Source organism: Psychroflexus lacisalsi, from assembly GCF_020164495.1.
In the GTDB taxonomy this organism is placed as follows: domain Bacteria; phylum Bacteroidota; class Bacteroidia; order Flavobacteriales; family Flavobacteriaceae; genus Psychroflexus; species Psychroflexus lacisalsi.
Genome location: NZ_JAIQYZ010000007.1, coordinates 17,906 through 40,989 on the forward strand (window position 1 = coordinate 17,906; position 23,084 = coordinate 40,989).

Genomic DNA, 23,084 nt, shown 5'->3' on the forward strand with positions numbered 1-23,084 from the left:
GATTCAAATTAGTGTTTATGTCTTTAAAGAAAGCTTCTCTCCTTATTCTACTTATATTAATTGTAGACCAAGTCTCCAAAATCTACATCAAAACCAACTTTATGTTGGGCGAAGAAATCAATGTTTTAGGATGGTTTCGCATACTTTTTGTAGAAAATGATGGTATGGCCTGGGGAGCAAAAATTCCAGGATCCTATGGGAAAATTCTTTTGACGTCTTTTAGGATTGTCGCCATAGGACTCATCAGCTATTGGTTGTGGGACATCGTGAAGAAAAAATCCCCAAAAATCTTAATAGTTTCAGTGTCTTTAATCTTGGCTGGAGCCATTGGAAACATTATTGATTCTGTATTTTACGGCATCATTTTCGACAGCAGTTTAGGTAATGTTGCTACACTTTTTACAGAGGAACCTTACGGCGAATTGCTCAAGGGAAAAGTCGTGGACATGCTCTATTTCCCTCTTTATAATGACACCTTACCCAACTGGATTCCTATTTGGGGAGGTGAGCGCTTTGTGTTTTTTGAACCTGTTTTCAATGTGGCCGATACAGCAATCAGCACAGGCTTTGGTTTATTGGTCGTGTTCAACAAAAAAGCTTTTCCAAAGAAGTAAACCTAAGATTTATTAGGCTGAATTTTTAGCAAGAGCTGGTAAGCCTGAATGTTATCTCTGGCAGTAATAGGGTAAGGTGCCAGATTTTTCAAGAATACAACATGCTCGGATGTGGAAAAGAGTTCTCTATGAAATCCAAGTGCGGGAATCGCGATTGTTTTGGAGGTCGTGTCCGTTCCATCAAAAATCTCTAGCATCACGTTTGCTTCGCCAGGCCAAACGCAAGTTACTTTTTCAGGACACCTACCGTCATTTACAACACTTTTGAAAGTTAGCCGATACCCATCAATATCTACTTGTTCCAAGACTTTAAGTTTGGTCACAATTTCAGGCACCTGCACTTTTTCTTGAGGTAGGTTTTTATTTTCTTCTGAATCTTGAGCCGTTAGACTTAAGGATAGCGATATCAAGCTTAGAATTAAAAAGGTAAATTTCATGTGCCGTCTAGGTTTATTTGAAAATTAAATATAATAGAAATAGTTTTAACCCAACCCTACATCTAAAGTCATCATCACTACAAAACCACCAATAAAACCGAGGGTGGCCAAATCGATGTTACGGTCCTGTTGTGACTCAGGAACTACTTCTTCAATCACTACAAATATCATGGCTCCAGCTGCAAAACATAAAGCATATGGCAAAATAGGCTCAAAAGTCAAGACTGCCCATGCGCCAAGCACTGCCGCAAAAGGTTCTACGATGGCAGACAAATGACCATAATTAAAACTCTTCCAACGGGAAAGTCCAAGTCCGCGAAGCGGCATAGCGACAGCAAAGCCTTCTGGAAAGTTTTGTAAACCTATCCCAATGGCTAACGCCACCGCGCCTCCAATGCTTGCGCCCTCCATCCCTGCGGCTGCTCCACCAAACAAAACTCCCACGGCTAATCCTTCAGGGATGTTATGTAAAGTAATCGCAAGAGTTAATAAAACTGATTTATGCCATTTGGTTTTGACACCTTCTTTTCTATTCTCTTTGAAATTGACGTGTAAGTGAGGTAATACTTTATCGAGCCCAAAAATGAATAAAGCTCCAAGTACAAATCCCACCGCTGCAGGAATAACTTTTATAAATCCCTCGCCTTCGCTCATTTCAATGCCTGGAGCCAACAAACTCCAAAAACTCGCTGCTACCATTACCCCACCAGTAAAACCGAGCATAGCATCAAAAAACTTTCGGTTCATACTTTTAAATAAGAACACTAAAGATGCCCCAAGTCCTGTCACCAACCAGGTGAAAATAGTGGCAATAAGTGCTGCCATCACAGGATCCTGAGCTTCGAAAAAAGAGATTAAATTCTCCATAATTAGATTTTTATAAAAATGTTTGCAGTTACCATCGTGGATACTCTTAAACTTTGGTCTTCAATCTGAATCAACATTGATCCGTCAAATTCTTCTTTGTCAAGGACTTCAATGGTTTTGCCTAAGGCAATGTTATTCTTGTCCAGGTATTTCAAAAATTCTGGAGAAGTATCTTTAACACCTACCAGCGTTCCTTTTTCTTCCTTAGTCAGGTCCGCTAACAAGGTTTTATTGGCGACCTGGAAATCGCCATGAGCATCTGGAATAGGGTCGCCGTGTGGATCTCGTTTTGGATAATCCAAAAACTTATCCAGTTCTGAAATCAATTTTTCAGATTTGATGTGTTCCAATTCTTCAGCGACTTCATGGACTTCGTCCCAGCTAAAATCTAGTTTTTCCACAAGAAATACTTCCCATAATCTATGTTTTCTTATGATTTGTAAGGCGGTTTCTCGACCTGAATCAGAAAGATAAACTCCTTGGTATTTTTTATAGATTACAAGATGTTTATCAGACAACTTTTTAACCATATCGGTAACAGAAGAGGCTTTAGTTTGCATTTCTTCCGCCAAGGCATTTGTACTTACACCAGCTTTGGGATGCGTTTGCAGATGAAAAATCGCTTTGAGATAATTCTCTTCAGATAGGGAAAACATAATTTAGTTTTAGATTACACGAAAGTAATAATTAAATTTATTCCCATAAAATATTTAGATACCTCTAATTTTAAAATATCTTTTACTTAGTTATCAATTTTTGGAATTGATGTGATTGTGATTCAAATTTTTTGAAGTACATGTCATTGGAACACCAAAGCATTTTTATTAATGAAAATTTAATAAAAATGCATTCTATTATAAAAACTATTAGCAATAGTTTTGTATTTACATGATTTCATTAAACAAAGCAGGCAGAAATTCATATTCGGACGTCAAGCAGGAGCTTGTACGTCTTTATTTGAGTGCGTTTACAGAAGGAATTTCCGCTCAGAAGATAACTACCGATGATGCAGAAACCTACCTGGATAAATTATTTACTGACGGTTACGGGATTTTTGGATTTTCAGACGATCAATTAATTGCGGCTTTAATTTCAATCCCTTTAACCTCCGATAACGAACGCCCAGAAAACATCAGAACATTATACGACAGTACAACTACTGAATATATTGCAGAAGTACTTGTCGATAAAAATTTCCGTGGAATGGGGTTGGGTAAAAAATTGATGCAGACGTTTGAAGATCATTTAGATAAAAATTCAGAGCACGTCTTATTGAGAGTTTGGGATCAAAATGAGGCTGCTGTTACCTTATACCAAAAAACTGGGTTCGAGGTTTGCGGTCACATCGTTCAAGAAAAAATCAGGCCTCTTACAAATGAGAAGTTTGTAATGCATAAAAATTATATGGTAAAGACTTATTAGTCCATTAATATGAAACAATTTAATCTTAAAACCCCTAACCTTGTTGAGGGGAAGCAACAACTGAAACGTCAAGAAATTCTTGATTATTTTAATAGAACCTTTAGTCTGGATGACGAGTTGTATAAAACGCTTAAGGATGAAAAAGCTTTCTACATGCGAGCTGACCAGCTTCGCCATCCACTCATTTTTTATTACGGACATACGTCGTGTTTTTATGTCAATAAGCTGGTGTTAGCTGGACTTATACCCGCTCCTATCAATCCTGCTATTGAGTCCATGTTTGCCATTGGTGTTGATGAGATGTCATGGGATGATTTGAATGACAAAAATTATAACTGGCCTAGCGTTGATGAGGTTACTAATTACCGCAATACTGTAAAATCGACAATAATAAAACTGATTAACGAATTGCCTTTAACGCTTCCTATCAATTGGGAAAGTGCGTTTTGGCCCATCATTATGGGAATCGAGCATCAAAATATTCATATTGAAACTTCATCAGTTTTAATAAGGCAATTGCCTGTTGAGATGCTACAAAATGCAAGTTTTGATGCGGTATATAACACAGATGAACAACCTGTTCAAAATGAACTGATCACTGTTGAAGGTGCCGAAATGCAGTTGGGAAAACCACATGGTCATCATTCTTATGGATGGGATTTGGAATACGGTACCTATAATGAAAATGTCAAAGAGTTTAAAGCTTCCAAATACCTGGTTTCCAACGCTGAATTTCTAGAGTTTGTCGAAGATGGTGGCTACCAAAATGAACAGTGGTGGACTGAAGAAGGTTGGTCCTGGAAAACCTATAAAAAGTCAGAATATCCTTTATTTTGGCATAAAAACGGGCATTCATATAAACTCCGCTTAATGACCATGCTTGTGCCCATGAAATGGAGTTTTCCTGCTGAAATCAATTATCTAGAAGCTAAGGCATTTTGCAACTGGAAATCTGCTAAAACAGGAAAAAAATTGCGTTTACCAACCGAGGCAGAATGGTACCGTTTAGTTGAATATAGCGATGTCAAAGATGCTACCGAGTGGGATTCTGCACCAGGGAATATTAATTTAGAACATTATACATCTCCCTGTCCGGTAGATAAGTTTTCATTTGGAGATTTTTATGATGTTGTGGGCAATGTCTGGCAGTGGACAGAAAGTCCGATTACAGGCTATCCAGGATTTAAAGTACATCCTTTGTACGATGATTTCTCAACGCCAACTTTTGACGGAAAACACAACATTATCAAAGGAGGGTCATGGATTTCTACTGGAAATGAAGCTACACTTCATGCGAGGTATGCTTTCAGAAGACACTTTTACCAGCATGCTGGTTTTAGATACATTGAATCTGAATTTGAACCAAAAATTCGAATTGACAGTTATGAAATTGACGAAGAAGTAGTGATTTCATGTGAAGAAAATTATGGAGAGGATTACTTAGGCTTTCAGAAATATCCACTTCAACTTGCTGAACTATTAAAAGACCAAATTGAAAATCCCGCGGATAAAAAGTTTCTGGATTTGAATTGTAGTACAGGCCGTTTGGCTTTTGAAGCTTCAAAAATGTTTAAAGAAGTGACGGCCATCGATACTTCCGCACGCTTTATTCGACCTGCCATTGAGTTACAAAACAATGGTTTACTTCGCTATGTCATCAAAGATGAAGGCGATTTGCAATTGTATAAAGATGTATTATTAGAAGATATAAAGCTTAATAATAATACGAGTCCTTTGCATTTCTTGCAGGACGATGCGATGAAACTAAAAAAGAAATTCAGTGATTATGATGTAATTTTAGCTTTCAATTTACTTGAAGAACTTCAAAATCCAACTGCTTTTCTCAGCACAATCCATGAACGATTAAATGACGGCGGCACACTGATTCTTGGCTCAACTTACCAATGGCAAGAAAGCGTTAGCCATAAAGACAATTGGGTAGGTGGTGTCAAAAAGAATGGTGAACCTGTGAAATCTATCGAAGGTATAAGTGATATTTTATCATCTCATTTTACTATAGTATCACAGCCATTTGATTTACAATACGCAACTAGAAAATCAAGTCGAAATTTTGAAGTAAATAGTTCTGAAATAAGTATTTGGAGAAAAAAGTAAATCTTTGGCTTTAGATCAAAGTCAGCAGTTTCATTATGACTTATTTGAAACAAACTAATTCTTTGAAGTGGTTACTAAAGCTAGCATCTGTTCAATTTAGATTTAGATATTTTGATTCAAATAAATTGCGTTTAATTAAGTAAGTTTATTATTCCTACTATTTGTGAATTTTAAATAGTAATCATATAGTTTGAAAAGTAAACAAAAAACTCCGCTAAGCGGAGTTTTTTGTTTTGCAATACAAATTAATTACTTCCCTGATCATTTTATCAGCCATACTTGATAAATATCTCCTAAGATAATAATTCAACCCATTCATAAATTTTTTGTTAATCACTTTTATTATTTAGATGTCTGACTTTTTATTTTTAGCTTTGTCTAAAATTAAATTGATTATTAATGAAATATATAATTTTGTTAGCCTTATCGCTTGTAAGTTTCGGATCTTTTTCTCAAAATGGGAGCATAAAAGGGAAAGTAAGTTTTGAAGATGAAGCTGGCTTATCAGCAACAATTGAAATTATTGGTGAAAACAACTATACAGTTACAGATCAAAACAACATATTTTCATTTCAAAATTTAGCTGAAGGCACTTATAATTTGAAGGTTACTTCACTAGGCTATATCGACTTAACCAAGTCAGTAGAAGTAAAATCAGAAGAAATCACTAGGGTTCAATTTCAACTTCAACCCAAAAACAATACCTTAAAGGAGGTTGTGATTATTGATCAGCAGACAGGCTTGAATTCAAAAACGCCTTACAATTATACGCCTGTGAGTATGGATAGAATTGAAAATAAAAGCAGCCCGTCAGGAGTCATGGGTATTCTAAGAGAAGTTCCCGGCGTTTATGGCGCTGAATTCGGGCAAGGGATTGTCAAACCATTTATTCGCGGGCTTGGTTTTAGTCGTGTGGCTACTATTTTCCAGGGCAATAAATTAGAAAATCAACAATGGGGCGCCGATCATGGCTTGGGGGTAAATGATCTGGGAGTAGAGAGTATCGACGTCATCAAAGGTCCTGCTTCTGTACTTTACGGTTCCGGAGCTTTAGGCGGAGTCATTTTGATTCAGGATGATGAGTTTTATAAAACTTCAAAAGAGCTCTCAGGTAATTTTGGAACTACTTTCAATTCAGTTTCTAATGGATTTAGAACTTACGGTTCTGTAGGCCAAAAATTGGAAAATGATCTTTTCGTTGGGGCTGAACTTGCTTACGAAAATCACGCTGATTACAAATCTGGTGATGGTGATATCATTGGCAACAGCAGATTCAATATGAGTAGCGCGAGAGTTCATGCAGGGATTGATAAAGAAAATTTCGACAATAAATTATCGGTTTCCTATTCAAGACAAAACCTTGGAATTATTGAAGATAACGAGCTGGAAAATTCCAATGCCACCACAAGAAATGATAGAGATATGCAGTTACCGTTTCAGGAAGTGACCGATGTTTTAGTATCTTACAATCAACGTATCGACCATGGAAAATTTGAATCTGTTTTTCAAATCTCTCATCATTTTAACGATAGGAAAGAAATTGAGAATGACCTGAATCTTGTAGATCTTGGCCTTAACCAAAACAATACTTTTTACAACGCCAGACTAAATTTTGACACTGGTCGATTCAGTCACAATTTCGGACTTCAAGGAAATTTCTTAAGGAACGAAAATCAAAATAAGGTTCAGGAAATTTTAATACCCAATGCCAGTTATTCTGAAAATGGCGCCTATTATATGGTTAATCTTGACTGGAAGACTTACTTCATTCAAGCAGCTCTACGATACGATTACAGAACAGTCAATGCAGATGCGAGTGATTCACAATTTATAGATGCAGACTTTGTGTTGCCTGGCGAACCAGAAAGCAGAACACTGGAGTCCAACTTCAATGGGTTTACCGGATCGCTTGGGATTACTAAAACCTTGAGCAAAACTCAAAAGCTTAAAGCAAATATTTCCTCAGGCTTCCGCTCTCCAGATTTAGCTGAATTATATTCTTTTGGCCAACACCCAGGTACCAATAGATTTGAAATTGGTAATGCCAATTTTGAACGTGAACAAAGCATACAGCTTGATCTAAATTATAGTTTGACTATGGATAGATTTAGGCTGGACTGGTCTATTTTTGGAAGTCAGGTCGATAACTTTATCTTTTTTGCAGATACAGGAGAACTTCAGCCAGATTCAGGACTTCAAATTTGGGAATATCAGCAGGTCGAAGCTCAACTTTATGGAAGTGAAATCAATTTGCAGTATGTCGCTTTGGAAGATCGAAACTTGAGATTCAATCTTGGAGCAGCTTTGGTAAGAGGTGAGAATAAGGATTTTGATGAACCGCTCACTTTTATTCCGCCAGATAATTTAAATTTTGAAGTGAATTATGGGTTTGGCAGGCTACAAAATACATCCTTATATTCAAAAATAAGAACAGTGGCCAGACAGGATCGTCCTGGATTTAATGAACAAGAAACCCCAGGCTTTACTTTAGTAGATATTGGATTAAGCAGAACATTTGATCTCGGAAAAACCAATCAGATTGAGGCATCGATTGCTCTACAAAATTTGCTCGACAAAACTTACGTAGACCATTTATCAATCTTGAGAGCTTTTAACATTCCAAGCCCAGGAAGGAATCTATCTATTAACCTTAGGTATAATTTTTAAAAGATTTTAAACTAGTTATTTCGTATTTGTTATCCATACCAAGAGCTGGTATATTTTATAAAAATTAAAAGTTATGGCCAAAAACACGTGAATTTTATTGGGAGACTATTTCGACAATTTTATTAACCGGCAGGTTAAAACAGGTCAATATTCTTTTGCTATTGAAGTCATAAGAGTTGCATTGAGAATGTTTGAACATGAAGAAGCAAAAAAAGCAGAGCTTATTAATAAATTAAGTAAGGGATAAGACTCAGGGTTTTTGAAGATTTTGATCAAAAAAAAGTATTAGACCAACTCCATCAAAAACATCTGACTGAAAAATGAAATATAGAATCAGTCGAGAGGCAAATCGAGACCTTGAGGCAATTTGACAGTTTGCATTCGATAATTGGTCTATTAAACGAGCAGATAGGTATTTCAATTTGATCATAGACGAAATTGAATATATAGCCCATAAATCCAAAATATGGAAAAGATTATTCTAAAATAAAAAAAGGATATTACTGCAGTCAAAAAAAATCTCACTTCATATTCTATAAAATCAATCTAAAGACAGAAGAAGTTTAAATCATAAGGATTTTACATCAACGGATGGACATTGAAACTCAATTGGAATAATCATTAATTGACAAATCAAATCCTAAATCTAATTTACTGACAAGACATACTTTTCTATAATTTCAACACTGATTAAATCGCGACCGCTTATCTTTAAACTTCAAGATAATCCTCACATTTATGGAAGTTTCATTAACAACGCCTGCCCTATTATTTCCAGCGATTTCATTATTGCTTTTGGCTTATACCAATAGGTTTCTAACCATAGCTGGACTGATTAGGAATTTACATAAGAAATATCAGGACGATCCAGATACCAACATAAAAGCCCAAATTTCAAATTTGAAAAAGAGAGTGACTCTTATCAAAAACATGCAATTGTTTGGAATTGTTTCTCTTTTTCTTTGTGTAGTCAGCATGTTTGCCATTTATGAAACCTGGCAAACGATTGGCAGTATCATTTTTGGAATTTCACTAGTCTTGCTGATGATTTCGCTTATTTTATCCATTATTGAAATCCAAATCAGTGTGAAAGCCTTGAATATTCAACTGAAGAATATAGAAAACGATTAAATATCGTCGTAATCCACTACTACTTTAGCGGAGGTGGGCTGTGCCTGACAAGTTAGGACCAGACCTTCTTCCAATTCATCATCGGTTAAAATTTGATTTTTACGCATTTCCACAGTTCCTTCTTTAATTTTGGCAACACACGAGCTACAAATACCACCTTGGCAAGAATAAGGTGCATCAATATCTTGTGCTAAAACAGCATCTAAAATGACACCGCTTTGGTCCATGGATAGTTCAAATTCTTCATCGTCGACTATAACGGTGAGCTTTGTTTCTCCATCAGTAGCAGCTTCAACTTCGCCTTCTTCTTTGGAAAAGAATAGCTCAAACTTGATTTGATCATCATCGACTTCTGCCTCTTTTAAAGTAGTCTGTACCATCTCTATCATTGGCTCTGGTCCACAGAGGTAATATTGAGAAAAGTCGAATCCATCGTATTTATTTTTGATGACGTAATTCACTGTGCCCTTGTCGATCCTTCCAAATTTGGCATCATCCTCCTGAGTTTCACTGTAAATGAATTCAATGAAAAGACGCTCAGGCAACTCTTTTTGCAAGTCCAATAACTCTTGAAAGTAAATAGTTTGCTCCGGAGATTTATTACCGTAAACCAAAACAAATTTTGCGGTTTCAGATTGAGATAACAAAGTTCTTATCATGGCCATAATTGGCGTAATACCACTGCCCGCTGCAAAGGCACAAAATGTTTTACCATCCAATTGTTCTGGCAATAAAAACTTACCTTCTGCAGGATGGACTTCAATCGCATCCCCTTCTGTTAAAACAGAGTTAGCATAATTTGAAAATTTTCCATCAGGAATTGCTTTCACAACAATTCCAAGATCTTTTCCTTCTTCAGAAGAAATAGAATACGAACGTCTCACGTCCTCTCCGTCAATCTTGGTTTCTAAAGTTAAGTATTGACCGGCTTTAAATTTATATACTGAAGCGTATTCAGAAGGAACATCAAAGATGATGTTGACTGCTTTATCGGTTTGTCTATTGATTTCTTTGATAGAAAGCGTATGAAATTGTCCCATTAATTTTTATTTATGGGCTAAAAATACAACCTTTCAGAAATTAGCCTAGTTAATGAACAATATTTTAATGTGCTTTTAAGTTTTTATCCAGAAGTACACATTTTCAAATTATATTTGTACAATTAATTTTTTTTAACTTATGACTCTAAATAATCTACGTTTTACTTTACTTTTTCTAAGCTTAGGAACGATTTGTTTTGCACAAGGTTTAAAACCAGACTTAAAAAATCAATCTCCGCAAAAAGTAGAACTGCATAAGATTGAGGTAGATTCATTGGAGTTGATTTTGGAAGATTACAGACAATCTATGAAATTGGATTCGTTATGGAGAATCCAATTGACAGATCAAAGCTATTCCAGACGTTTAGAAAATATCATCAAAGACAGTTTGGAAAATAATGCCGTTATCACAGAAATACCCACAGAACTTTTAAAAGAACGCTTAGCTACTATAAACGCAAAAACTCCATTTAATATTGAATACAATGAAAGTTTGGAAAGTGTCATCGGTTATTTCTTAAGAAGAGAAAAACAAGGAACTGAACGACTCATGGGACTGAGTAAATTTTATTTCCCCATGTTTGAAGCCACACTGGATAAATATGACGTTCCGCTAGAAATGAAATATTTGGCCTTAGTAGAGTCTGCCTTAAATCCTCAGGCAAAATCCAGAGTTGGCGCCACAGGTTTATGGCAATTTATGTACAGCACAGGAAAAATGTACGATCTCGATGTGAGTAGTTATGTAGACGAGCGTATGGATCCAGTGGCTTCAACTGAAGCTGCAGCAAAGTATTTGAAGAGATTATATTATATGTTCGACGATTGGGATTTAGCCTTGGCCGCTTACAATTCCGGACCAGGAAACGTATCTAAAGCCATACGGCGCAGTGGAGGAGAAACCAATTACTGGAAACTTAGAAATTATTTGCCAAGAGAGACGGCTGGCTATGTACCTTCCTTTCAAGCCATGCTTTATCTATATGAGTATGCAGACGAACACGGGTTTCAACCTCAGCTTCCAATGTCCACCTACTATGGAACAGATACTATCAAGGTTAAAAAGCTTATCACTTTAGACCAAGTCGCCAAAATCACCCAGACCAATAAAGAATTGCTGGAATTTCTCAACCCCAGCTACAAATTAGGAATTGTACCTTTTGAAGAAAATAAATCCTATTATTTACGTCTTCCTTATGAAAAATCAGGACTGTTTGTAGCCAATGAGGATGAAATTTATGGCTTTGCAAAAGAGCATCTTGTTGAAAATGAAGAATCTCTTCCCAAAAATTACAAAGCAGACGATAAAATTAATTATTACGTCAAGTCTGGCGATTACCTGGGAAGGATTGCAGAGAAATTTGGAGTTGGCGTGAGCCAGATCAGAGCCTGGAATAATTTGAGAGGGAACAACCTGAATATAGGTCAAAAGCTTATCATCTATCCAAAAAATGTAAATGCCGTAGTGGAAGCTCAATCCAAAACTAAATCAGCCAAATCTTCAGCTGAAAGTAAGCCTGAATTCTATAAAGTTAAAAGAGGGGATTCACTTTGGACTATATCAAGAAAATATCCAGGCATCAGTGTTGAAGACTTAAAGTCTATCAATAAACTGAACAATACTCAGTTAAAGCCAGGAATGAAACTCAAAGTGTCCAAAAGCTAGAAGAACGCTCTTAACTGAACACTTCCCGTATGGATTGCATTCACATTTTCGCTTTTCCTACCAAAATAGGTCAAATTAAGATCCAGAAAATCTGTGATTTTCTTCTGGAGAAACAACGACCAGGTAAAATTGTCATTGGGTAATAAGCCTTCAAGCAACTGGTAAGCCACTGGAGAAAATGTACTCCCGTCAAATTCATTTTGAATGTAATTTACCTCTCCGTTAATGCTATATTTTTGAGCGTTATTCAAAGTAAAGGATAAACCAAAAGTTTGCTGGTTCAAAGATTCCTGCTCTCCAACCTGGTTTTCTTTGGAAGCCAATTCATAGAATACATCAAAGCGTTTATCACCAAGTAAGTAGGACAGTTTAGGATTTAAAGAAAAGCCTTCAATTTCAAAATTCCTATTCTGAAATCGATCCGAAAAACTCTCAGAAGAATTGACGTCCTGAGTTAATGTCAACAACCAACTCTCCTGAAACTTATGAATAAACTTGAGCTCATGCAAAAGGTTTGAACTTTCCTGAAGTCCTAAAAGACTGAGGTTTTTGGTTGTATTCTGTGTGAAATTATAAGACGTTGTGAATTTTTGAAGACTTCGGTTAAAAAATAAAATATTTCTGAACGTCGTATTTTCTCCGAGAATATCTTCACCACTTCCTCCAAAGGGGTTCAGACTTAATGAATTTCCATCTTTACGTAGCTTTTTATCCAGCAAAAGTGAAGTTTGATTATAGAATCTGGAAGCTATTTTTTTCCAGCCTTCTTTATTCTGCCAGGTTTGAAAATTTAACGTTAGCTGTTGACTAAATCGGGTTTGATTGGTTCTGACGAAAATTTGATTGGGTAGTAATATTCGTACAAATCTCCCTTCGTCCAGGAATTGAGCAATTTCAAATTCATTCAACTCCTGGACTCCATTAGCATTGTAATCTATCCAGGTGTATTGTCCTTGACCCGGCTCGACTTCGAGATAAGTAAATTCTTGCTGTGCAATGCTTCCGCTATTGGTTTCGTAAGTCGTGTTTAGATTGACTAGCCTATCCCACAAATTTTGCGAATACGTAACTCTGGAGTTCAAACTTTGCTCATCTGCCCGGTCTTGCTCATTGAACTTTAGATTCCTGAGGTTGGCAAATACCCTGAGTTTCGTCGCTTGCGTATTGACTAATTGAGACCTCACAAAATAATTATCTGACGAGTTGACGCGTTGTAAACTATTATTTCTTAAACTATCATTTTCACGATATCTATAACCCAATTCCGCATATACATTTGTAGAATCCCCCACCCCGGAGAACACTTCATAACTAGCAAAGCGCTGAGTGTTGGCTGTAAAATCTTCGGTGTCTACTCTCGATTCCTGATTATCCTCCATATTGTACCGTAAACCTGACCAAAATTTTCCGAAATCATAAATCCCGGAGACACTTGCCCTAGCGAATTTTGAATTTAGGAATGAAGATTCACTGTCCATGTAGCTGGCGTTGGCATCTATTCTGAATTTGCTTTGAACTTGTCTCGCGCTCATAGAATGTTTTTCGCCTAAAAAATCATTTGAATATTCCAAGCGCTGAAAGCGGTATTGCGTGTTGCTTTCCAAATTATTTCTGAAATCAAAACCCGTATCGACAAATGTTTGATCTCCTGTTGGATTAAAAAGATTCCAATCTCTGGTAAATTCCACGTTGTACAAACGTTCTATACTGGTGTAAGTTTCTTCTATGAAATTCAAATTTCCAAAAACATCCAACTTTTTATCTGCGCCCTGTTGATATAAAGTCTGATTGATAGATAATTGAGTCGCCAGGCCACGATTATCGCCCTGGTCGCTATCAGAAAATGAATTTTCATCATTATTGCTTGCTGCGACTTCAAACTGAACGGTCGTTTTTTCAGAAGGGGAATACACGCCATTGAGCATAGCGATTTGAAGTTTGGTCGGAGCAAAAAGTCTTACGACAGGTTCAAAATTTCCTTGAGGAACACCATCAATTGGAGAAACATATTCATAAATATTGGCAATAGCATCTCGACTTGATAAAATATAATTCCCCTGATTGGCTCCAAGATTGGTATAACGAACATTGAACAATTCAGCTTCGGGGTCAGTCGAAAATACGAACACTTCTCTCCCGTCTCGAAGTTCCTTTTCGTATAAAATTCTGTTTTCAGAATAATCAGCCGGAACTGCACTTGGTGCAAACATTTGGTCCTGATTATCACCAGCTTCCTCCAGAGCATTTACTTGCTCATCTGTAAGGCTTTGTTGTAAAGGCTGATTTTTTAGATCATTTTCATTGTAAAGAAATCCATTCAGTTGAAGGGCTTCAGAACTGAATCGGGATCCTGTAGTTGCAACAATTCTTGAAAAGTTCCTGTCGGAAACCTGATATTCAACAACAATTCGCATTTCAGAAGTAATAGGAAAAGTAGAATTGAAAATAATTTCACCAGCGTTATAGTCTATGAGATAGTCTTCGTTTTCTCCCCGGGTTAAAATCCTACCGTTGACGTAGACATCTTCGCTTCCAGAGATGATCAAAACAAAAAGTTCACCGTTTTGCCCTACTAGTTTATAGGGTCCTTGATTTCCTTCCTGAGCAGTCAGCTCACTTCGTGTAAAAACCCCTCTCACCAATGCGCCAGCAGAGTAAACTTCGGTTTGGCGCTTTTCATTACCTACATCTGCAGAGAGCAAAAGTCCTTGGACCCGCTTGGTGTAGGAAGCAAAAAAAGATTCATTTTCTATCAAATCAATATCACCGGCGCGTATTCTCCACTTTTCAGATCCCAATTCGATAAAAATCTGGTCAAATTCATCCAGCTGTTGAGTATATCCGCCAGATTGAGTTGGTGCATTGTCATCTTGAATAGAAGCCTTTAAGGTCACATTTTCAGAAATTTTCCCAGAGATCTGCAAATCGAGTTCAGATCTTACCACTGCATTTTGATTATTCCCCACACTTATGGCTCTTGAAATACTTCCGCTGGTATTAAGTCCCGCAAAAGGAACAAAATTGCTGGGCTGTCGCTGTTGTTGTAATTCGTATAAATTATCAACTGGGTTTCCTGTATCGATAATCAGGTTATCGTCCAAGCCTTTATAAGTTTTGGTTAAGGATTCCGGATACTTTAAATAGGTAACTATTAAACTATCATTGTTTGATTTTAATTCTGAAAAAGGAAACAGTTGAGCCTTGGGAAAATCAATTTTGTATAGAGTGGATTCAATTTCTAAACTATCTGTGGTTTGTAATTTAAATTGGAATGGAGCAATACTTACCTCCTCGAGTTGTATTGTATCTTGGAAACCTACAGTTTTGGTGACTAAGCCAGACTGAGCGAAAATTGAGCTTATGCAGCAACACAAAAAGACAAGTAAGAGATAATGCCTCATATGTGTAAAACTAAAGCTTTACTAAAATATTTTAATGACTTATAAAAAAGTAATTGAGGAAATCAGGAAAGTTTATAAAAACACAAAGCCTCGGTTATGAATCCGAGGCTCTGCTAATTAACCAATCTATTATGAAAAACTTCATCCTGATACAAATATAAAAGATTTGTTCACTTTTCAAAACAATTAAAAAGCTAAAGATTTACTAAAATTAAATTCAATCTTCAAAATACTCGTTAACAGGCGGTTGCCAGAAAATTTTTTCAAAGTTTTTTATTTTATCATCTTTAACCACCACACCTTCTTCTTCCAATAGCCGTTGCATCGTATCCTGACCAGGAAAATGATGCTTACCAGTTAACATCCCAATTCTATTCACCACGCGATGCGCAGGTAGATCTCGATCCAGCTTCACACAGGCATTCATGGCATACCCAACAGTCCTGGCACTTTTTGCAGCACCAATAGCTTTTGCGATTGCTCCGTAGCTGGTCACTTTTCCTTCTGGAATTTTAGCAACAATGCTGTAGACCCTTTCAAAAAAATCTGAGTTAGCCATGATTTACATATTATATAATCTAGCAATAGTAATGATAATTAGAACCAGCATCAAAGCCGCCATAAAATAATTGGAGTATTTTTTAAAAAGCTCTGTCTTTCCGTCGATTTTCATAATGAAAATGATGTAAAGGTATAGTGTAGTAAAAGTGCCCAAAGCCGCACTCAAGGCAAAAAAAACATCATTATAAGTCGTAAATGTGATTTTGAAATTGTTGGTTAACAGAGTTCCAATAAGGACGAAGTAAGGTATTGGAAAGATATTGAGTCCTGAAACTAAAATCCCTGTAAAAAAACTTTTAGTTCCCGTTCGTTTCTTAATCGTACGTTGAGTCTTTTTGCGATTGGCAGACAATAAAAAGTAGAGGAACATCAAAATCAAGATGGCAACTCCGGCTTTGAGAAACATACTCTTAACGTGAGGATGTGAAAAGATATATTTTGAAATTAAGACAGCAAGAAGCGCCTGAAAGAAAACAACTAAAGAAGCGCCAAAAGCCATAAAAGTGCCATTGCGCTTTCCTTTTTCAAGGCAGGTTTTTGCTACACTCATATTAACAAGTCCTGGGGGCACCACCCCAACAAAAGCCGCTAAAAAGGTATAGATATAAATCTGTAAGTCCCCCAAATCTTATTCCTTAAGTCTAAATTTTAAATAGGTGATAGATTTCTTTTTATCCAAATACTGTTGCTCATAAAAAGTTTGGATACCAACAACTTCTTCCGGAGCTTCATGGTTAACATAAACATCGTGATGCGCATAAATGATATCGTGACCCAAACCTTCTAAAATACCCAGAGTATAACCATGCATAAATTCGCTATCAGTTTTTAAATGGATAAGGCCTTCTTTGGTTAATATCCTTTTGTATTTATTCAGAAAATCGGGATTGGTCATTCTGTGCTTGGTGCGTTTCCACTTGATTTGTGGATCTGGGAAAGTGATCCAGATTTCGTCCACTTCACCATCTGCAAAGACCTGGTCTACCAGTTCTATTTGAGTTCTCAAAAACCCTACGTTGGGCATATCGCCTTCCAAAGCTGTTTTGGCTCCTCTCCAAAATCTAGCGCCTTTTATATCTATTCCTAGATAATTACAGTCCTTGTTTCTTTCAGCAAGTCCCAGAGTATACTCTCCTTTACCACAGCCTAATTCTAAGATTAAAGGTTTATCATTTTTGAAAAAATCACGTTTCCATTTTCCTTTATACTCGTATAGTTCATCAACTATTTCAGATCGTGTAGGTTGCACTACATTTTCAAAAACCTCGTTCTCTTTAAATCGTTTAAGCTTGTTTTTACTCCCCACTTTCGCTGAAATTTTCGTGTAAAATTAACTAAATTTACCAATACACAAAACCTTCTATTTTGCACTTTCCAAACCATGTTCTAGTTTCACCTCTCAACTGGGGTCTTGGCCACGCCAGTAGATGTGTGCCCGTAATCCGCCATTTTCTGAAACAAGGCTCTAAGGTCAGCATTGCATCCGATGGGGATGCGTTACAATTACTAAAAGACGAATTTCCAGAGCTGGATGTTTTAGAATTAAATTCGAGTGAAGTCGTTTATTCCAGCTCTGGTTTTTTCTTTTATCTGAAATTGATTCTACAAGGTCATGGTTTAAAAGAACGAGCCAAAAAAGATGAGATACTGATTGAAAGTTATGCTGAAAAAAATCATGTTGATTTGATTATTTCAGATCACAGATTTGGAGCAATATCTAAAACGATAAAATCGGTGATTATTTCTCATCAATTGAAATTTAAAGCTGGACTATTCTCCAGAGCCTCTTCTTCTTTAAATGCAAAATTCCACAATCGTTATGATGAAGTCTGGATTCCAGATGCTGAAGTCCCTTTCGACTTGAGTGGTGTCTTAAGCCATTCGAAACAAGTGAAGGTCCCAACCCGAAGAATTGGGGTTTTAAGTCGGTTTTCTAAAATAGAACTGCCAGTAGATATTGATTACCTAGCCGTGATCTCTGGACCAGAGCCTTTGCGAACCTCTTTGGAGAAATGTTTGATTGCAGCTTTCCAAGTTCTCTCTAGTAAAAAAACAGTTATAGTACGTGGAGTCTATAACACAGAGTCTTTAAACGACTTGCCCAATATTAGCTTTTACAATCACTTAAATTCTGAAGAACTCAATTCACTGGTTTGCAGAACCAAAGTAGTGATTTGCAGATCGGGTTATTCCTCTGTTATGGATATGGCTTGTCTTGGAAAAAAAGTATTTTTTGTTCCTACGCCACACCAAGGAGAACAAGAGTATTTATCAGAAAGGCTGGAACACATGAAAATTGCACCGTTCTCATCTCAGGAGAATTTCAAAACTAGAGATCTCGAGAACTTAAAGTTTTATTCTGGATTTAATTCAGAAGAGATGCATCAGTTTCCTCTTCCAGGATTTCTTCCGACTTTGGAAGGGTAAAGGAAAATTCACTCCCAATACCGTAAACACTATCTACAAAAATTTGCTCTTTGTGTGCTTCGATGATATGCTTTACAATAGAAAGGCCTAATCCCGAACCGCCTTCACGTCTGGAGCCTGTTTTATCGACTCGAAAGAACCGTTCAAAAAGTCTTGGAATGTGTTCCTTCTCAATACCTTCACCGTTATCATTGACTCGAAGTATGATTTTTGAGTTTTCAAACTCTTCAAAACTGATTTCTGTAGTTCCTCCTTTTTTACCGTATTTGATGGAATTGACGATGAGATTTGTTACGACCTGCTGGATGCGTTCTTTATCGCCATCGACATAAATGGGAGCATACTCCTTATCAAAATTGAGACTGATTTCTTTTTTGGCCGACTTCATTTCCAGGAGTTCAAAAACACTCTCGACAAGCTCTACAAGGTTAAAAGTTTCAATATAGAGATCGAGGTCACCAGTTTCCAGCTTGGTAATCATGTCCAGATCTTTCACGATATAAATCAATCGATCTACACCTTTACTAGCTCGCGTCAAATATTTTTTTCTAACTTTTTTATCTTTTATGGCTCCATCCAATAAGGTAAGAATATAGCCCTGAACTGTAAATAGCGGAGTTTTAAGCTCGTGAGAGACATTTCCTATAAATTCTTTTCTGTAGTTTTCTCGAACTTTCAAAGTCTCAATTTCAAGTTTCTTCCCTTTGGCAAATCGCTCTACTTCTTCTGTAAGCGTTTTCATATCTGAAGTTGTTCTCGGATTTGAAAGTGAAGATTGATCGAGAATTGAAACGCTATCGTAAATGGATTTTACACGTTTGTAAATGAAAAATTCAATTCTAAGTTGAATGATGAAGAAGGAAAAAACAAAGCAAACCAGAGCAAAAACAAAAATAGAAGCCAAATTGACTTCTAGTTGAATGTATTCATATAAAGCAATAAGACCCGTTAAAAAGACAGTGATATAGGTTGACGTCTTGAGTGCAAATTTATAGGATCTTTTGAATTTTTTACTCATTCATGAACAAACTTATAGCCAACGCCTTTCACTGTTTTGAATTTATCGTCGCCCAATTTTTCTCTTAATTTTCTGATGTGGACATCGATGGTTCTTCCACCCACAACCACTTCATTCCCCCAAACGGTGTTCAAAATATCGTCTCTTTTAAAAACTTTATTGGGCTCTGAAGTGAGTAAAGATAGCAATTCAAATTCTTTTCTTGGCAAAGTCATCTCTGTTCCTTTGCTGGTAATTTTATACTCATCACGATTGATGATAATTTCACCTATTTCATAGATATTTGATTCTAAAGTATCCGATTTGAATCGTCTCAAAAGCGCCTTTACTTTACTCATCAAAACTTTTGGTCTTACGGGCTTAGTGATATAATCATCGGCACCCGCATCAAAACCTGCTACTTGAGAATAGTCTTCCCCTCTAGCGGTTAAAAAAGTAATTAAAGTATTCTCAAGCCCTTTGGTCTCCCGTATTTTTTCACAAGCTTCTATTCCGTCCATTTCTGGCATCATCACATCCAAGATAACAAGTTGAGGCTTTTTTTTCTTGGCTTTTTTCACTGCTTCCACTCCATTTTCTGCCTTTACAACTTTGTAACCTTCGGCATTTAAGTTATAGCTTAAAATTTCCAATATATCTGGATCATCGTCTACAACAAGAATAGTGATGTCGGATTTTTTCATAATCTTATGATTTAGTAGTGACAAATTTAAGGATTTGAATATTAGCTAAAAGTTAAGAATAGGAAATAAAAAAAGCTGCTCTTTTCTGAGCAGCTTTTGGGCTAATTATCAAAAACATTTAAAACTTATAAGAGTATCCTAAAGAAACCTGTTGTCCAGGATCTCTGCGCGAGTAAATTCTAGACTCAGCTTGAAATGAATTGTAATTGGTTTCAATTACATCATTTAAAATATTGCTAAAACCAAAATTGATGGAGGATTGTTTTTCTTCACCAAAAGCTTTTGAAAGTCTAAAACTCATATTATGAAATGGCTGTGTATAGGCGTCTGGAACATTTCGTATTCCTACAACTTGTAGGGTCTCTCCTTGCACATTATAGAACAAGCCACCTTGCCAGCCTTTTTCATTATCGTCATAACGCAAGCCAACATTTATAAGATATGGAGACTGACCCTGCAAATCTCTTTCGTCGTCAATAGTTTCACCATCTCTTGCCGCTAACTGTCGGGATTCAAACTCCTGCTGAGACATTTTAACAACCGACTCTATCACGGAAAAATTGGCATTGACGCTAAACTTACTTAAGCCTTCTGAAATAAATCCAAAATTCTTTCTGATTTCCAATTCAGCACCATACACATCGGCAGAGTTTACATTTTGAGGTTGCTGATTATTTGGTGCTTCTGGAAAAGCTACTAGTTCGATTGGATCTGTGAATTTTTTATAAAACGCACTAACTGCAAATAGTTGCCCGTTTTCACCATACCGCTCATACCTAAAGTCGAAATTACTTATGTAAGACGGCTGAATATCTATATTACCAATAAAGGTGATATCGCTTAAAGGATCGAATATTTGAGCAATAGAAGCTTCCTTAAACGACGGTCTTGCCGTGGTCTCATAATAAGAAGCTCTTAAATTAGTCTCTTCATTTAAAGCATAGATGAAATTGGCAGAAGGGAAAAAATCAGCCTCATCTAGAATTTGTTCATCATTTAAATCAAGTGTACCTTGGTTATTAACACCTGTATAGTTTAACTGATAATTTTCAAACCTCAAGCCAATAATACTTTTAAGCTTATCTGTAATCTTAAACTCTTCTGAAGCATAAGCTGATGCAACGTTAGAATTAGATTCAAAATTGTTTGCTGGTTCAAAACTACCTTGTACATAAGTACCACTATTGGTTTCTGACAGCCAAATGTTTTCTGGAAGTAAAAGGTTATCAGGGTTTCCATTAACTGGTATTACAGTATTCCCTTTTACTAAGACATTATAGTTATTAATTCTAAAATCTCTCTGCTTATAAGTATAAGCTGAACCAAATTTAAAATTGGCAGATTTTCCAAAAAGTTCATGCTTTCTGGTAAAGTCTAATTTCCCAGCTAAATTGATTTCCTCCAGATCTCTCCATAAACGTTGAGGCGCACCTGCTGTACTTGGACGAATAGAAAATTGATTTTCTCCCACCACTTCGAATGGTGTTACTCTCACATCTTTATCATTTATCCTTGAAAAACTAGGCGACAAGGCCCAGTCAACTTCCCAAGAAGCATCTTCATTGACATGAGAACCTGAGAGGTTAAAATTAGTGATCGATTTTTCAGTATATTCAATATTATCTCTCACGACTTCTATATCATCCTGAATAAAAGTAAAGGTTCTGAATTTCCCAGCTCTAGAAATACCATTTTGAAGATGAAGAACATTAAAACTGTATTTGGATTGATCGGTTTTGTAAGATAAGCCAGCAAGTCCACTTAACAATACTGTATTTATTCCAACATCACCAGTTTGTGTCCTGTTAGGGGTTAAGGCAGTTTCATTTAAGTCAATAGGCTTGAAAAAGAAGTTTTGTTCCAAATCCTTAAAATATTCTGTAGTATTTCGGTACGAAATATTAGCTTGGTAACCAAATTTATCCGTTCCTTCTCCTACATCATAACTGTTACCTGCAGAAAAGCTAAAATTAAAGTTTGCCGGACTTGTTGTTCTATTTGCTGCAAGTCTCTTATCAAACTGATTAGTAATGTCTGTAACGCTCACTCCATCATCATTTAATCCATCACCTACGGGAGAAGGTATATCCAAAGTTTCAGAAATTGGAATATCTCTATTGCCATTATCAAATCCCAAGAAGTCTGTTGGAGAACTATCTCCTTTCAAGTAATTTGAGTTAAAATGCATATCAAAATTATATGCACCACCTGCACTTACACTATAGGTTTCGCGAGAAGGGAAATCTTTAGTCACTATATCCACAACACCACCTGTAAAATCTGCAGGCATATCTGCTGTAGCTGTTTTAGAGACAATGATATTTTCAATGATATTAGAAGGAATTACATCCATTTGCAGTGTGTTTCTATCTGGATCTAGACCAGGTATATCCATACCGTTTAATATAGATTTTGTATACCTATCTCCAAGACCTCTCACAAATACATACTTTCCTCCTTGGACAGAAACGCCAGGTATACTTTTAACCGCGGCTGCCACGTCGCTGGCTCCAGTTCTTTTAATTCCTTCAAATGAAAGCCCATCTGATACGTTGACTGATTTTCTTTGTAGGTTAAGGACAGATGCTTCTGTATTTCTTCGTGCTGTCGTCGTCACGATAACTTCCTGAAGATTATCTGCAGCTGAATTCAATGTAACATCAATTCTAGTTATTTCATTTGCTTTTACGACAACTTCAGAAATCTCTTTGGTTTGATAGCCGACAAAAGAGAAAGAGACTGTGTAAGTTCCTGGTTCTACTTCTATCGAGTAAAGCCCATCGAAGTCTGAGGTACTCCCTTTGTTTGTGCCAACAATTGTTACATTCGAAAAAGGCAAAACATCATTTAGTTCTCCATCAAGGACTTTTCCTTCAATTTTACCATTTTGAGCATTGATTGAAAATAAACTAAATCCTATAAACAGGATTGATGTTATTTTTAAAATTCTAAGCATAGTGTATAATTTATAATAATATTGCCCGGCTTGAAAAAACCGAGCAATATAAGTTTTGATATGTGGTATTAATGTTTCA

Annotated in this window: 19 protein-coding genes; 8 read left to right on the top strand and 11 right to left on the bottom strand. The window is 36.4% G+C overall.

The features are described from left to right. Window positions 1-17 precede the first annotated feature (17 nt). Window positions 18-614 carry a lipoprotein signal peptidase gene (locus tag LB449_RS13170; protein ID WP_224455591.1) on the top strand — a complete coding sequence of 199 codons (597 nt, stop codon included), beginning with the start codon at window positions 18-20 and terminating at the stop codon, window positions 612-614. Window positions 615-616: 2 nt separating this feature from the next. On the opposite strand, the gene LB449_RS13175 is transcribed toward LB449_RS13170, so the two are convergent. Genes LB449_RS13175 through LB449_RS13185 form a run of 3 tightly spaced genes read right to left on the bottom strand, consistent with a single transcriptional unit; the run spans window position 617 to window position 2,574 of the window. After that, the gene (locus tag LB449_RS13175; RefSeq protein WP_224455592.1) at window positions 617-1,051 is read right to left on the bottom strand and encodes a cupredoxin domain-containing protein; all 435 of its coding nucleotides are present in this window, start codon (window positions 1,049-1,051) and stop codon (window positions 617-619) included. A gap of 45 nt (window positions 1,052-1,096) precedes the next feature. Next, window positions 1,097-1,918, bottom strand: coding sequence for a ZIP family metal transporter (locus LB449_RS13180; protein ID WP_224455593.1), 822 nt, complete (start codon window positions 1,916-1,918; stop codon window positions 1,097-1,099). Between the two features lie 2 nt (window positions 1,919-1,920). Continuing rightward, the gene (locus LB449_RS13185) at window positions 1,921-2,574 is read right to left on the bottom strand and encodes a metal-dependent transcriptional regulator (RefSeq protein ID WP_224455594.1); all 654 of its coding nucleotides are present in this window, start codon (window positions 2,572-2,574) and stop codon (window positions 1,921-1,923) included. Between the two features lie 232 nt (window positions 2,575-2,806). Here LB449_RS13185 and LB449_RS13190 point away from each other — a divergent pair, with 232 nt between their 5' ends. The 5 genes from LB449_RS13190 (at window position 2,807) to LB449_RS13210 (ending at window position 9,253) form a co-directional block, all read left to right on the top strand. Next, a complete protein-coding gene (locus LB449_RS13190) occupies window positions 2,807-3,340 on the top strand; it encodes a GNAT family N-acetyltransferase (RefSeq protein WP_224455595.1) in 534 nt (177 codons plus the stop codon). 9 nt (window positions 3,341-3,349) lie between these two features. After that, the gene (gene ovoA, locus LB449_RS13195) at window positions 3,350-5,455 is read left to right on the top strand and encodes a 5-histidylcysteine sulfoxide synthase (protein ID WP_224455596.1); all 2,106 of its coding nucleotides are present in this window, start codon (window positions 3,350-3,352) and stop codon (window positions 5,453-5,455) included. 399 nt (window positions 5,456-5,854) lie between these two features. Continuing rightward, window positions 5,855-8,122, top strand: a complete 2,268-nt coding sequence (locus tag LB449_RS13200; protein ID WP_224455597.1) for a TonB-dependent receptor — start codon at window positions 5,855-5,857, stop codon at window positions 8,120-8,122. 97 nt (window positions 8,123-8,219) lie between these two features. Further along, entirely contained in the window at window positions 8,220-8,369 is a 150-nt protein-coding gene (locus tag LB449_RS13205; RefSeq protein ID WP_317196226.1) for a ribbon-helix-helix domain-containing protein, read from the top strand. A gap of 491 nt (window positions 8,370-8,860) precedes the next feature. Continuing rightward, the gene (locus LB449_RS13210; RefSeq protein WP_224455598.1) at window positions 8,861-9,253 is read left to right on the top strand and encodes a DUF2721 domain-containing protein; all 393 of its coding nucleotides are present in this window, start codon (window positions 8,861-8,863) and stop codon (window positions 9,251-9,253) included. Here the strand turns inward: LB449_RS13210 and LB449_RS13215 are convergent. Then, complete coding sequence (locus LB449_RS13215) at window positions 9,250-10,293, bottom strand: ferredoxin--NADP reductase (RefSeq protein WP_224455599.1); 1,044 nt, start codon at window positions 10,291-10,293, stop codon at window positions 9,250-9,252. The genes LB449_RS13210 and LB449_RS13215 overlap by 4 nt on opposite strands. Before the next feature lie 139 nt (window positions 10,294-10,432). Between LB449_RS13215 and LB449_RS13220 the strand changes: the two genes are divergently transcribed. Beyond that, on the top strand, window positions 10,433-11,959 hold the full coding sequence (locus tag LB449_RS13220) for a lytic transglycosylase domain-containing protein (RefSeq protein WP_224455600.1): 1,527 nt from the start codon (window positions 10,433-10,435) through the stop codon (window positions 11,957-11,959). Here the strand turns inward: LB449_RS13220 and LB449_RS13225 are convergent. The 4 genes from LB449_RS13225 to trmB form a co-directional block, all read right to left on the bottom strand. Next, a complete protein-coding gene (locus LB449_RS13225; protein ID WP_224455601.1) occupies window positions 11,956-15,360 on the bottom strand; it encodes a hypothetical protein in 3,405 nt (1,134 codons plus the stop codon). The genes LB449_RS13220 and LB449_RS13225 overlap by 4 nt on opposite strands. A gap of 217 nt (window positions 15,361-15,577) precedes the next feature. Continuing rightward, complete coding sequence (locus LB449_RS13230) at window positions 15,578-15,919, bottom strand: MGMT family protein (protein ID WP_224455602.1); 342 nt, start codon at window positions 15,917-15,919, stop codon at window positions 15,578-15,580. A gap of 3 nt (window positions 15,920-15,922) precedes the next feature. Next, on the bottom strand, window positions 15,923-16,546 hold the full coding sequence (locus LB449_RS13235; protein WP_224455603.1) for a LysE family translocator: 624 nt from the start codon (window positions 16,544-16,546) through the stop codon (window positions 15,923-15,925). A gap of 3 nt (window positions 16,547-16,549) precedes the next feature. After that, on the bottom strand, window positions 16,550-17,227 hold the full coding sequence (trmB, locus tag LB449_RS13240) for a tRNA (guanosine(46)-N7)-methyltransferase TrmB (RefSeq protein WP_224455604.1): 678 nt from the start codon (window positions 17,225-17,227) through the stop codon (window positions 16,550-16,552). 59 nt (window positions 17,228-17,286) lie between these two features. Here trmB and LB449_RS13245 point away from each other — a divergent pair, with 59 nt between their 5' ends. Further along, complete coding sequence (locus LB449_RS13245) at window positions 17,287-18,348, top strand: glycosyltransferase (protein ID WP_224455605.1); 1,062 nt, start codon at window positions 17,287-17,289, stop codon at window positions 18,346-18,348. Here LB449_RS13245 and LB449_RS13250 read toward each other — a convergent pair. The 3 genes from LB449_RS13250 to LB449_RS13260 all read right to left on the bottom strand — a co-directional run bounded on the left by LB449_RS13250 (window position 18,287) and on the right by LB449_RS13260 (window position 23,005). After that, on the bottom strand, window positions 18,287-19,366 hold the full coding sequence (locus LB449_RS13250) for a sensor histidine kinase (protein ID WP_224455606.1): 1,080 nt from the start codon (window positions 19,364-19,366) through the stop codon (window positions 18,287-18,289). The genes LB449_RS13245 and LB449_RS13250 overlap by 62 nt on opposite strands. Then, entirely contained in the window at window positions 19,363-20,049 is a 687-nt protein-coding gene (locus LB449_RS13255) for a response regulator transcription factor (RefSeq protein WP_224455607.1), read from the bottom strand. Before LB449_RS13255 ends, LB449_RS13250 begins: the two co-directional genes overlap by 4 nt. Before the next feature lie 118 nt (window positions 20,050-20,167). Continuing rightward, window positions 20,168-23,005 (bottom strand): TonB-dependent receptor, encoded by a 2,838-nt coding sequence (locus LB449_RS13260; protein WP_224455608.1) that lies wholly within the window; start codon window positions 23,003-23,005, stop codon window positions 20,168-20,170. Window positions 23,006-23,084 lie beyond the last annotated feature (79 nt).

What these genes read in the sequence shown, in the direction of transcription:
- LB449_RS13225 (WP_224455601.1), bottom strand. Translation starts at nt 15,360, where the DNA reads ATGAGGCATTATCTCTTACTTGTCTTTTTGTGTTGCTGCATAAGCTCA.
- LB449_RS13180 (WP_224455593.1), bottom strand. Translation starts at nt 1,918, where the DNA reads ATGGAGAATTTAATCTCTTTTTTCGAAGCTCAGGATCCTGTGATGGCA.
- LB449_RS13220 (WP_224455600.1), top strand. Translation starts at nt 10,433, where the DNA reads ATGACTCTAAATAATCTACGTTTTACTTTACTTTTTCTAAGCTTAGGA.
- LB449_RS13210 (WP_224455598.1), top strand. Translation starts at nt 8,861, where the DNA reads ATGGAAGTTTCATTAACAACGCCTGCCCTATTATTTCCAGCGATTTCA.
- LB449_RS13190 (WP_224455595.1), top strand. Translation starts at nt 2,807, where the DNA reads ATGATTTCATTAAACAAAGCAGGCAGAAATTCATATTCGGACGTCAAG.
- LB449_RS13200 (WP_224455597.1), top strand. Translation starts at nt 5,855, where the DNA reads ATGAAATATATAATTTTGTTAGCCTTATCGCTTGTAAGTTTCGGATCT.
- LB449_RS13255 (WP_224455607.1), bottom strand. Translation starts at nt 20,049, where the DNA reads ATGAAAAAATCCGACATCACTATTCTTGTTGTAGACGATGATCCAGAT.
- LB449_RS13230 (WP_224455602.1), bottom strand. Translation starts at nt 15,919, where the DNA reads ATGGCTAACTCAGATTTTTTTGAAAGGGTCTACAGCATTGTTGCTAAA.
- LB449_RS13260 (WP_224455608.1), bottom strand. Translation starts at nt 23,005, where the DNA reads ATGCTTAGAATTTTAAAAATAACATCAATCCTGTTTATAGGATTTAGT.
- LB449_RS13185 (WP_224455594.1), bottom strand. Translation starts at nt 2,574, where the DNA reads ATGTTTTCCCTATCTGAAGAGAATTATCTCAAAGCGATTTTTCATCTG.
- LB449_RS13175 (WP_224455592.1), bottom strand. Translation starts at nt 1,051, where the DNA reads ATGAAATTTACCTTTTTAATTCTAAGCTTGATATCGCTATCCTTAAGT.
- LB449_RS13170 (WP_224455591.1), top strand. Translation starts at nt 18, where the DNA reads ATGTCTTTAAAGAAAGCTTCTCTCCTTATTCTACTTATATTAATTGTA.
- LB449_RS13215 (WP_224455599.1), bottom strand. Translation starts at nt 10,293, where the DNA reads ATGGGACAATTTCATACGCTTTCTATCAAAGAAATCAATAGACAAACC.
- ovoA (WP_224455596.1), top strand. Translation starts at nt 3,350, where the DNA reads ATGAAACAATTTAATCTTAAAACCCCTAACCTTGTTGAGGGGAAGCAA.
- LB449_RS13250 (WP_224455606.1), bottom strand. Translation starts at nt 19,366, where the DNA reads ATGAGTAAAAAATTCAAAAGATCCTATAAATTTGCACTCAAGACGTCA.